This window comes from Methanobrevibacter sp. (assembly GCF_030539555.1).
In the GTDB taxonomy this organism is placed as follows: Archaea; Methanobacteriota; Methanobacteria; order Methanobacteriales; family Methanobacteriaceae; genus Methanocatella.
The window spans coordinates 1-12,535 of record NZ_JAUNXX010000038.1; the positions used below are offsets into that span (position 1 = coordinate 1).

Annotated in this window: 9 protein-coding genes; 4 read left to right on the plus strand and 5 right to left on the minus strand. The window is 32.7% G+C overall.

Annotated elements, in window-relative coordinates; translation table 11 throughout:
* A partial coding sequence (locus Q4Q55_RS07340; protein ID WP_303372176.1) for a hypothetical protein occupies positions 1-2,113 on the plus strand: 2,113 nt, incomplete at its 5' end.
* Positions 2,114-2,499: 386 nt separating this feature from the next.
* On the opposite strand, the gene dnaJ is transcribed toward Q4Q55_RS07340, so the two are convergent.
* From dnaJ to Q4Q55_RS07355, 3 genes are all read right to left on the minus strand, one after another.
* The gene (gene dnaJ, locus Q4Q55_RS07345; RefSeq protein WP_303372177.1) at positions 2,500-3,645 is read right to left on the minus strand and encodes a molecular chaperone DnaJ; all 1,146 of its coding nucleotides are present in this window, start codon (positions 3,643-3,645) and stop codon (positions 2,500-2,502) included.
* A gap of 137 nt (positions 3,646-3,782) precedes the next feature.
* Entirely contained in the window at positions 3,783-5,654 is a 1,872-nt protein-coding gene (gene dnaK / locus Q4Q55_RS07350) for a molecular chaperone DnaK (protein ID WP_303372178.1), read from the minus strand.
* Between the two features lie 42 nt (positions 5,655-5,696).
* The gene (locus Q4Q55_RS07355; protein ID WP_303372179.1) at positions 5,697-6,248 is read right to left on the minus strand and encodes a nucleotide exchange factor GrpE; all 552 of its coding nucleotides are present in this window, start codon (positions 6,246-6,248) and stop codon (positions 5,697-5,699) included.
* A 306-nt stretch (positions 6,249-6,554) separates the two neighbouring features.
* On the opposite strand from Q4Q55_RS07355, the gene Q4Q55_RS07360 reads away from it, so the two are divergent.
* On the plus strand, positions 6,555-7,130 hold the full coding sequence (locus Q4Q55_RS07360; protein WP_303372180.1) for an ArsR family transcriptional regulator: 576 nt from the start codon (positions 6,555-6,557) through the stop codon (positions 7,128-7,130).
* A gap of 58 nt (positions 7,131-7,188) precedes the next feature.
* Here Q4Q55_RS07360 and hypF read toward each other — a convergent pair whose 3' ends face one another.
* The gene (gene hypF, locus Q4Q55_RS07365; protein ID WP_303372181.1) at positions 7,189-9,429 is read right to left on the minus strand and encodes a carbamoyltransferase HypF; all 2,241 of its coding nucleotides are present in this window, start codon (positions 9,427-9,429) and stop codon (positions 7,189-7,191) included.
* Positions 9,430-9,481: 52 nt separating this feature from the next.
* Between hypF and larB the strand changes: the two genes are divergently transcribed.
* Together larB and Q4Q55_RS07375 are read left to right on the plus strand one after the other, a co-directional pair.
* Entirely contained in the window at positions 9,482-10,240 is a 759-nt protein-coding gene (larB, locus tag Q4Q55_RS07370; protein WP_303372182.1) for a nickel pincer cofactor biosynthesis protein LarB, read from the plus strand.
* A gap of 5 nt (positions 10,241-10,245) precedes the next feature.
* A complete protein-coding gene (locus tag Q4Q55_RS07375) occupies positions 10,246-10,806 on the plus strand; it encodes a GNAT family N-acetyltransferase (protein WP_303372183.1) in 561 nt (186 codons plus the stop codon).
* Here the strand turns inward: Q4Q55_RS07375 and Q4Q55_RS07380 are convergent.
* Positions 10,795-12,535 (minus strand): CDP-glycerol glycerophosphotransferase family protein (locus Q4Q55_RS07380; RefSeq protein ID WP_303372184.1); only part of this gene is annotated, 1,741 nt, incomplete at its 5' end. The genes Q4Q55_RS07375 and Q4Q55_RS07380 overlap by 12 nt on opposite strands.

Genomic DNA, 12,535 nt, shown 5'->3' on the forward strand with positions numbered 1-12,535 from the left:
TGCAAATATTAAAAATAACACCATTTCCGCTGAAGGTTCAAATATTGGATCTGAAGGCACTGGTGATCCATTATTATCTAAAAACAGTATGGGCATAACCCTTAAAGGATATGCATTAATTGAAAACAATACTATTTCAGCTAGCGATATTGGAATTCAAGTTGTAAAAGGTAGTGATGAAGTGTCAATTGCCGGCAACAAAATTAATGTAAATGTTAACACTGATGCAATTGATAATTATGCTATTGTTGCAGTAGACACTGATGATTTAGTAATCGAAAATAATTCTATTGCGTTTGTTGGTAAAAATAATGGAACTACTCAATCTAATGCAATATTGGCTGATGGAATAGATTCTCTTGTAATAAAAAATAATACATTCGATTTGTCTTTAGTTTCCGCTCATGTTGATTGGCCTGAAATACCGGAAGGTTCCTGGAATTATGTCAGAACTCCTTACAGTGAAGGTATTGTAATTAAAGATAGTGAAGGCGCTATATTTGATGGTAATACTGTAACTGTTGTTTATAATAATTTCACAGGCAGTGACGATACAATATATGTTATTGATTTAGTTGATTCAGCGAATTCCATGATTTCAAATAATCATATTGAAGCTAGTGGTCATACATATGTTTATGGAATGATTATTGTATCAACCAATTTCACAGCTGAAAATAACACTGTATATGCAATCGCTGACGGATACTGTGCTTATGCTATTAATCCTGATGCAGGTGCAAGTGGTGTCGTAAAAAACAATACTCTTGTTGCAATCGCTCCTGATGTGGCTTATACTGTATATTCAATGATGTGGGGAGACCCTACTGGAATGGATATTAAGTATGTTGGCAACCAACTTTACGGTAAAGCATATTACGTTAATGTATTCGACATTGGAGGAGCTAATGAAGATATTATTAACAACACTGTAATTGCTGAAGGTAATTACACTATTGCTATTTATTCCGGCTCTAAAAACAATACCATTTCCGGAAACATAATTAGGGCATTAGGTTCAGGTGAAGGCAATAAGACCATAGGATATACTGTAAATGAAATTGAAGCAATCAAACTTTCAGGCGCTAATGCGGTCATATCTGACAATTACATTGAAAGTACAGGTCAATATGCAATTGATTTAGGCAATACTGATTCAACTGTTGAAAACGATAATATTAAAGCTAAAAACTCTGTAGGTACTGCTGCAATTGCTAATGCAGGTTCCGGTGCAGTTATCGCTAACATCACTCCATCTTTAAAAACTGTTTTATCCGCTGTGGATGTAAACATGTTCTATGATGACGGTGAAGTTTATTATGTCACTGCAATGGATGAAAATGGAAACCCAATTACTAATGTAACCATTGTTTTATCATACGCTAATGGAACTGTAATTGATTCACAACTTACAGACCAAAAAGGTATTGCTCCATTCTACATTGATTATGCTGCTGGAGAATATGCTGTTGTAGCTACATTCTATGGAAACGATGTATATGGATCCAAATCATTTAACGGTTATATTACTGTTGATCCTAGACCAACTGAAATATATAATGCAGCTAATCCAACCGTATTATTGACTGCTGTTAAAAGTGGTTATTACTATAAAATAACTTTGGTCGACACAATTAATGTCGGTGTTGCAGGTAAATCCGTTGCAATTACATTTGATGGTAAAACTAAAAATTATACTACTGATGAAAATGGTGTAATTAAATATAAACTAGTTGCATCTAAAACTGGAAACAAAAAGATTACTATTTCCTTCAAAGATAGTAATTATGTTGAAGCTTCATCATCTACAACCATTAAATTGACCAAACAAGCAACTAAAATAACTGCCGCTAAAAAGACTTTTAAAGCTAGTGTCAAAACCAAGAAATATACAATAACTTTAAAAGACAGCAAAGGTAAAGTAATTAAGAGTGCAAAAGTTACCATCACAGTTAAAGGTAAAAAATATTCTGCTACTGTTAAAAATGGTAAAGCTACATTTAAAATTACTAAATTAACTAAAGTTGGTTCTTGGACTGCTAAAGTTAAATTTGCAGGTAATACCTATTACAAAGCATCTACAAAATCTGTTAAAATTGTAGTCAAAAAATAGAGATTTTTAATCTCTATACTTTTTTTATTTTTTCATGTATGGCATTAAATTAATATTTGCTGTTTTTAAAGCTAACTCTATTTTAATGAATTTTTCACTAATTTTTATTAATTGTTTTTATGGTGCTGGCCATATAATTAATTGAAAAACTAAGTAGAGGGGATGAAAATTCAATCCTAATAATTCCTGTTTTCGGGTAATTAAATTTTTTACCAAATTATCTTTTCATTATCTACATTACTCTAGTTAAAAATAGTATTTTTCAGAGGATTATCAAAAATATTGTAGTTTGATATTATTATTCATTAAAAAAAAGTTTAAATCATGATTTTAATTGCATCTAAAATTAATAAAAAGGATGGGAAACAAACTAGCAAAATGCTAATCTATTTCATTGCATCTTTAACTCTGTCAAAGATTCCTTTTTCAACATGCTTAATTTCATCACCGCTTATTTCAGCGAATTCCTTAAGCAATTTTTCCTGTTTTGAATTCAATTTCTTAGGAACAACAACGTTAACTGTAACATACATGTTTCCTCTGCCGGAATGTCTATATGAGGTCATACCTTGGCCTCTCAATTTAAATACAGTTCCACTTTGTGTACCTGGTGTGACTTTAAATTCAACTTCTTTTCCTTCAATGGTAGGAATACTTATTAAATCACCTAAAGCGGCTTGTGGGAAACTGATTTGCTGTTCCATATATAAGTGATCCCCTTCACGGACAAACTGTTTATTCCTTTTAATGTGGACTGTAACGATTAAATCTCCTTCAAGACCAGGAGCTTCGCCACAGTTTCCTTCACCTGAAACTCTTAAGTGGTTGCCTTCATCGACTCCTTCAGGAATTTCAATTTTAATTGTTTTAGTTTTTCTTTTACTTCCTTTACCGTGACAATCTTCACATGGTTCGGTAATTATTTTACCTGTACCACCACATTCCCTGCAGGGTCTGACATTTACCATCTGTCCTAGGAATGTGTTGCTTACTTCTTTTATTTGTCCTGTTCCACCACAGACTTTACAGGTTTCAGGTTCTACGCCTGGTTTGGATTTGGATCCGTTACATGTAGGACATATTTCGCTTCTTGTAATTTTGATTTCTTTGTCGCATCCTGTGTATGCTTCTTCTAAAGTAATTGGAACTTCAGTATAAATGTCAGAGCCTCTTTGAGGTCCTGTTCGTCCACCACGGCTACGGCTTCCTCCACCAAAGCCGAACATATCGAATATATTTCCAATATCGAATCCCTGGAATATGTCTTCAAAGTTTACATTTTGATAGAAATCTTCTGCAGTAAATCCATCCATTCCCGCATGACCAAATTGGTCATATCTTTGACGTTTCTCATCATCGGATAAGACAGCATAAGCTTCACTTACCTCTTTAAATTTTTCTTCAGCACCTTCCTCGTCACAAACATCTGGATGGTATTTTCTGGCTAATTTACGATAAGCTTTTTTAATTGTCTTTTCATCTGCAGTTTTATCTACTCCAAGAACTTCATAGTAATCTCGCTTGTCTGCCATTTATTCACCTTATAATGATAGTTTAAAAAAAATAGATAGAAAAAATAATAGTTTTATCTATTGTTAGTTTATTGATTGATTCTGATTTCTGATTTATTATATTATCCTAACAACATAATAAAACTTTATTATTTAATCTAATCGTCTTTTACTTCATAGTCTGCATCAATTGTGTCATCATCGTTGTCTGGAGCACCAGCTTGGTCTTGTCCAGTAGCTTGTTGGGCTTGAGCTTCAGCTTGTGCTTGTTGGTAAATTTTTGCACCAATCTCTTGAACTACATTTGATAATTCATCAGACTTTTCTTTAATGGCAGCAACATCATCGCCAGCTATAAGTTCTCTTAATTCAGCTACAAGTCCTTCGACTTTAGTTTTTTCATCTTCAGATACTTGATCTTTGAGTTCATCTAAGGTTTTCTCTGAAGTATAAATTAATGAGTCTGCATTGTTTCTGATTTCTATTTCTTCTTGTCTTTTTGCATCTGCTTCAGCGTTCATTTCTGCTTCTTTGATTTTTTGTTCAATTTCTTCATCAGATAATTTAGTTGATGATGTAATGGTAATTGCTTGTTCCTTACCGGTTCCTTTGTCTTTAGCAGTTACATTGATGATACCATTTGCATCAATATCGAAAGTTACTTCGATTTGAGGAATTCCTCTTGGAGCAGGTGGGATTCCAACAAGTTGGAAACGTCCAAGTGAGGTATTGTCTGCAGCCATTTTTCTTTCTCCTTGCAATACGTTAATGTCTACAGAAGGTTGATTATCTGCAGCAGTTGAGAAAACTTGGCTTTTCTTTGTTGGGATAGTAGTATTTCTTTCGATTAAAGTAGTGGATACTCCACCTAAGGTTTCAATACCTAATGATAAAGGAGTTACATCTAATAAAACGATGTCTTTAATTTCTCCAGCCAATACTCCTCCCTGAATTGCAGCACCCATGGATACACATTCCATTGGGTCAATACCACGTTCAACTGGTTTTCCTATGAATTTTTCAACAAATTTCTGTACAATAGGCATTCTTGTAGGTCCACCAACCAAGATGATTTTATCAATGTCACTTTTATTCATTTTTGCATCATCTAATGCTTGTTGCATTGGTTTACCTGATTTTTCTACAATGGAATCAACTAATTCTTCTAATTTAGCTCTGGTGAGTGAAATGATTAAGTTTTTAGGAGTTCCATCACTGCCCATTGCAATAAATGGTAAGTTTACTTCGGTAGTTGTAGTGGTGGATAATTCGATTTTTGCTTTTTCAGCAGCTTCTCTTAATCTTTGTACTGCTTGATCGTTATCCATTAAATCTACGCCTTCTTTAGCTTTAAATTCGTCAGCAAGGTATTTGATTAAGACATTATCCATATCGGTACCACCAAGTTGTGTGTCTCCGCTGGTGGATCTTACTTCAAATACTCCTCCACCGAATTCCATAATGGTTACATCTAAGGTACCTCCACCGAGGTCGTATACCATAATGTTCATGTCTTCTTCATCAGATTTGTCAAGACCATATGCGAGGCTTGCTGCAGTTGGTTCGTTTACGAGTCTCACAACATCAAGTCCAGCAATGGTTCCGGCATCTTTGGTTGCGGTTCTTTGGTTGTCGTCAAAGTATGCAGGTACGGTAATTACAGCTTTTTCGACAGGTTCTCCTAAGAATGTTTCAGCATCTTTTTTAATTTTTTGTAAGATGAATGCGGAAATTTCCTGTGGGGAATATTGTTTACCGTTTACGGTTACTTTGTGGTCTGTACCCATGCTTCTTTTGATAGCACTGATTGTGTTTTCAGGGTTGGTTACTGCTTGTCTTCTTGCAGGTTCTCCAACTAACATTTGACCGTCTTCGGTAAATGCAACATAACTTGGGAATGATTTTCCGTATTGGCTTGCACCTTCTGCGGAAGGTATTGTAGTTGGTTTACCTCCTACAAGTACTGATGCAGCTGAATTACTTGTTCCTAAATCGATACCAATAATTTTTTCTTTTTTAGCGTCAGACATAATTATCACCTATTTTTTTTATAAATAATTTAATAAACTTGATTATTTTTTACATACTATAACTTTGGAGTATTTAAGGACTTTGTCTTTGTACATATATCCTTTCATTAGTTCATCTATAATATATCCATTTTCAACATCTTCTGATTCTTGGGTCATTAGCGCTTCATGACGGGTGAAATCAAATTTTTCACCTTTTGCAGGAATTTCTTCTACGCCTTCTTTAGTTAAAATATCACTGAATTTACTGTAGATGAGTTCTACTCCTTCTCGTAAGTCTTTATCATTTTTAATTTCTAAAACTCTACCGAAATCCTCATAACAGTCTATGAACTCTTTTATGATATTCTCATTTGCGAATTTGATTATTTCTTTATTTTGTTTATCGGTTATTTTTTTGAAATTTTCGAAATCTGCTTGAAGTCTTTGTGATAGAGAGATATATTCTTGAGTTTCATTTTCTTGTTTTTCAAGATCTTCTTTGAGTTTGGTTAACTCTTCATTTTTTAAAGTTAACTCTTCTAGAAGTTCATCATATTCTTCTTGATTATCTTGAGTTTCAACTTCAGTTTCGTTTTTATTTTCATCAGTCATATGGGCACCCTATTCACATTTTTTTGAAAAACTATTGTAATAACTCTTTACAGAGAATTTTTTTCTTTAAGTTCTTTAATATAGGTTTTGGGAATTTATGGACATATAGGAAAATGGTTCATTAAATCAGAGTTATTACTTCAAGTTTTTCTGAACCAAATATTAAAGTAACAAAAAGTTATCTTTCTCTTACTATATTATAGTAACAAAAAGTTATATAAAGGTTTCGATTATTTTGACTTTTTTCTTACAATGAGTAATAAAAATACAATACTTTAAATATGGTATGGGATATAATGTATAATCATGACTAATAGTAATGACATTAATAAAAATGATAGGTATCATAGAAATGTCAATTCTTCTAATGGCCACATAGATATTAGAGGAAACTATAATGACCAATTAGGAGAGATTGATAAAGAAGACATTCTTGATGTAATGGGTTGTAAGACTAGAAGAGATATTATTAATCTTTTAAGAGAAGAACCCATGTTTGTTAGTGAAATATCAAATGAACTGGATATTGGTCAAAAGGCAATCATAGAACATTTGCGGGCTATGGAAGAAATAGGTATTCTGAATTCTTCATATAAAAAAATATTGAGGGGCCGTCCACGTAAATACTATGATTTACAAAATGAAGTAAATATTCATATTACAATTAATAGGAATACTTTTGATGTAAATCTCTCAGACGACATGCTTAATACATTACAACTTCCATCAGGGGATGAATGGTCAAAACTTTTGGATATTGAAAAGAGAATTGATGATGGGCAGCTGGAAGCTATTGATGAGTTGAAAAATCAAATAAGATTGTACGGCAATCTTAAAGAAAGGGCAGAATATATCCTTGAGAGAACTTTAAAAAATAGATAACTTCGTTTTGTGGCCATTATTTAATTGTTTGATATACATAATTCAAACAATCCTTTTTTTACTTTTTTTTAGCGATTATTGCTTGTCCGAGAGATACTGATCCGTCTCCCGCACAGGTATTTTTATGTTGGATGAAATTATACTCCTTGTTTTCAATGAAATTTTTGACAGTATTGGTGATTGCCTCGTTGTAGAATACTCCCCCTGTAGCTCCAATGTTCATAATTTTTTTCTTATCAGCGGCATCGATAGCTAATTCGCTTAATCCGCTGGCTACTGCAATCTGACCTGCACGAGCAATATCTGCCTTTTTGACGCCATTATGATATAATTTTACAATTTCTCTTAAAATTTCTGTAGTATTTAGTTGATTGTCTTCAATGGTATATGGTATTTCAATATCATTGGTAGAGTAATAGGCACAGGATTCAAGTTTCATTGAACATTCTCCTTCATATGTTCTTTCATCACATATTTCAAGTGCAACGGCAATTGAATCGAGAACCCTTCCGGTACTTGTAGTTTTACCAACATTAATTCCGGATTCTAATTGTTTAAAAATATTTTTAATTTCAATTTCCCCATATTTGAAATGAGATGAATAGTTTTTAATCAATTCCTCATCTTTCAGGATACTTGCAAGCATTCTCGCCGGATATTTTGTTGCCATATCTCCTCCGGGCATAAGTTGGCTTTCCAGATGAGCTAATCTTTCGAAATTTTTAACATCAGTATATAGAATCTCTCCGCCCCAGCTTGTTCCATCACTTCCATATCCCACTCCGTCAGCAGCTATCACAATCATTTCATCAACTGCACTGTCATTTGCAAGGGCGATGGAGTGTGCATGATGGTGTTGGATAGGCATTACTTCAGCACCATATTTTTCAGCTAAATCATAAGCTAAACGTGTAGTAAAGAAATGAGGATGCATATCACATGCAATAACATCAAATTCATTAATTTTAGTAATTCTTTGCATATTGGCGATAGCTTCTTTTAGAAATTCTAATGTTTTAGGTTTATTTGTATTCCCAATATGTTGGGAAGGATATAGAATATCATCTTTGGCTATCGAAAAGGTCACATCAAGTTCGGGACCTAAAGCAAGCACATTCAAATCATTAATTTCATAATTAATTTTATAGGGTTCCGGAGTATATCCTCTTGAACGTCTGATGAAGGACAGTTCATTATTTCTGAATCTTATTACGGAATCATCGCACCTATTTAAAATTTGACGATTGTGAACTAGGGAAAAATCATTAACGCCATTGATGATGTCTTCATTTTTAATCATCATTGGTTCTCCGGGGGTATTTGCGGAGGTCATAACATATGTATTAATATCACTTTCATCAAAGAGCAGATAGTGCATTGGGGAATAAGGTAGCATTACGCCGATGTTGTGGAGACCTGGAGACAGTGAATCAGGAAATGGATAATTGTCTTTTTTCTTCAAAATAACAATCGGTCTTTTATTTGAAGTTATCGTATCAATTTCCCTTTCGGATAAATGCGCATACTCCTGAACAGATTTTAAGTCTTTACTCATTACAGCAAATGCCTGATTTGGACGATTCAAACGTTTTCTTAATTCTTTAATAGCATCGTCGTTGTATGCATCGACAACTAAGTGTGTTCCGCCAATTCCTTTAATTGCCAATATTTCTCCATCTTTTAATTTGTCTGCACCCATTTTAATTGGATTTTCACAATCGATTTTATTCAATCCATCATAAAATGCCATCTGAGGACCGCATTCGCTACAACAAATCGCTTCTCCATGGTATCGTCTGTTAAGAGGCTGTTTGTACTCAGCAAGGCAGGGGTCACATAGAGGAAATTCGTCCATTGAAGTTCTGATTCTGTCATATGGGACACTTTCAATAACTGTGAATCGGGGTCCGCAATCGGTGCAAGCATTAAATGGATATTTATAACGTCTATCCTTTGGATTTCTTATTTCTTCAAGACATTTATCACAAATTGCTATATCTGGTGGTATTACACTAATTCCTGAGTATGAATCGCTGCTTTCAATGATTTCAAAATCAGAATAGTCTTTTGAATTAATGTCCTCCACAGTCATGGAATTTATTTTAGCAATAGGAGGTAATTCATTAGCCAATCTTTTAATAAATAAGTCAGTATTCTCGCCCTCAATAATGATTTCAACAACATTTCCAAGGTTTCTAACATATCCGTTAAGATTTAAATCACATGCAAGTCTATAGACATATGGTCTAAATCCCACACCTTGAACTATTCCCTGTGTCAAAATCTTTTGGGCTTTCATAAATATATTATTTAAGTTAAATTTTATATAAAATTTTATCTTAAATAATACTATGAAAGATATTCTTGAAGAGTTGGTCAGTGGAAAAATTAACATTGAAGAAGCAGAAAATCTCTTGAAATCAGAAAATATTTTAGAATTCGATGAGATTGCTAAGTTTGACATTAAAAGAAACGAACGTACTGGTTTTCCAGAAGCTATTTTCGCACCTAGTAAAGATTATGATGATTTAATTTTAATTATAAAAAAATATCTTGAAGCAAATGACGAGAATTTAATTATTACAAAATTATCTCATGAAAGATATGTAAAAATCATTAAAGATTTGGGCGATAATTCATTTATTTTTGATTATAATAAAAGAGCTCAAATTTTAGTTATCAGAAAGGAAATCTCAAAAAAAGAACCTTTAGCAAAAATAGGAATTATCACAGCAGGCACATCAGATATTAATATTGCTGAAGAAGCAAGAGTGATTGTGGAAGAAGGTGGCTGTGAGGCCATCACGTCCTATGATATTGGTGTTGCCGGAATTCATAGATTATTTCCTCAAATTGCATACATGGTTCGTGAAGGAGTTAAAGTGTTTATTGTATGTGCTGGAATGGAAGGTGCATTGCCTTCAGTTGTTGCAGGTTTAGTTGATGTTCCCGTTATTGGGGTGCCTACTTCTGTTGGCTATGGGGTAGGTGAAGGCGGAAGAGTTGCTCTTGATGCAATGCTTCAATCATGTGCTCCTGGAATTGCAGTTGTCAATATTGATAACGGATTTGGTGCTGGAGTGTTTGCACTTACTATTGTAAAAAAATGATTGATATGATTTATGAAACTTTTAATCCTAAAATCCATGATGTTTTTAAGGTGGCTAAATTGGTCTATGATGTGGATTACAGGACATTTGACATGCTTTTTAAAACTCCCCAAAAGGCTATTGAAACAATTGCTAGGGATCTGCCAAAACGTGGCTTGGGCGATTATTTGAAAGTTATTTTAAATGATGACAATGAGATTATAGGGGTATTGATGATTTATACTGCCGATACTTCTCATAAGTTCTATTTAAAATCACCCAAATTATTAATTGTAGATATCCTGGATCATTTTGTCTTATGCGATATTGAAGATGATGATTTGTATCTGGCTGAAATAGCAATTGATGAAAATTTGAGGGGTCAGGGCATAGGAAGAAAAGTTGTAGGTGACGTAATCAATTATGCTAAATCTAAAAATTATAAGCGTGTTACAATTGATGCAGATTTTAGAAATAAGGGAGCTAAATCTCTTTATGAGAAAATAGGCTTTAAGGTATTTAATAAAAAAAGAGTAAAAATTGCCGGTTTTGAAAGAGGAATGAGTAATATGGAGTTAATCCTTTAGAGGAATTTTTTTTATAGCCTCGTGAACCCTTTTACAATTGTTTCTATCTGTAAATAGGAAAAATTCGTCGATTCTTTTAGAGTATTTCTCTTTGATTGAACATTCGTTTTCAACATATTCTATTATCAAATCGACTAATTCATCTTCATTTTTACAAATGTCTCCAAGTCCCATTGTTTCATAATTAAAAAAGCTATTTTCAACATCAAAATGATAATCCTCGCCATATTGGTAGTAAATTACGGGTTTGTGCAGATATGCAAAATCAAATGCTACTGATGAATAGTCCGTAATTAACAGTGATCCGTTATTGAATAATGTTTGAAACTTTGTTTTGTCATGGTCTATTTTAACATAATCATTTTCATCATAAAGATCTATAAAGTTATAAACATTAGGATGGGGCCTGAAAATAATCTCGTAATCATAATCTTTTGCCTTTTCGATTAATTTCTCGTTGTTGAGCAATGAATTGAATCTTTTAAAAAATTCGGTTTCCTTGATGAATTCATTTGATTTTCCAGTCAGATATCTTCTCCATGAGGGTATGATTAAAATCTGTTTTTTGTCTTCCACGTTTTCAAGATTATCATATCTTGGAAGGCCTCTTAACTGAACAACACCTTTGTCGTAATTGTAAGGATATTTGAAAGTTGAATCATATTCCCTTTTGGAACTTACTAAAAAGAAAGATAAATTCATATTTCTTTTATTCAACCATCCGGAGATATTGTCTTTAAGAATTCCATGTTGTAAAAATATGTTATTTGATTTTAAGAGTCCTGCAAAAAACGGATAACCTCCCCAAAATGGATATATTATTCCATTGTCCGGATGGGATGAGATTATATTTTCAACATATAGTCCTAAAAACCTATGCTTGAGAGATTTATATTTCAGTACCGGACCTGTCTTTTTAATTTCATCAAAATCTTCATTATCCGAGCTTAAAATGAAGTATCTGTCAATGTTGTCATTAATTTTAACAGAATATTTAAAAAGATGAATTCCATTGTCATCTGATTCATTCGGGCGGTCCATGTAAAACCATATTCTTTTGTTTTTAAAGAACGGATATCCAATCATATAAGCTATTCTAAATGGGATTGCTTTTTCAAAACCTTTTTCATGTTTTTTTATCATATGAACTAATGATTTTAATTCCTGATTAATCCAATTTAGGGCAGTTTTTCTTTTCACAATGATTTTTTCATTTTTAAGAATGCTTAAAAAATCTTTTGTTTTGGCATATCCCACACTTCTGGAGAAATTACACGGTCTTGAAAAATCAATTTTCAAACTTTTATTTTCGGATTTAAATTCTATTTCATATTTTTCATTGGTCGATAATGGTATTTTTGCCTGAATAGAATAATTTTGAGTATATTTGCGCCCTAAACTGTAATTATCATATTGGGGAAATCTTAAAACTTTTGTTTTAACCTTTTTACCATTGATGAACAGTTCAATGCTTCTATCTGAAATATTGGTAATGCTAGCTAAAATGTTCAGTTGATTATTTATTATATCATAAACATCAATTAAAACTGTATTAAGATTTAATTTTTCCATCAAATCTTCGTTTATATTTCCATATTTCAATTTAAAAAGAAATATTTTAGTTTCATTCTCAATTAAAATATTATCCAAGATTATTTCATCACGAATAAGTCTAACAATTCTCTCGACTTTTGACAAGTCTAGATTTTCTTGTGATTTTTCAATAGTA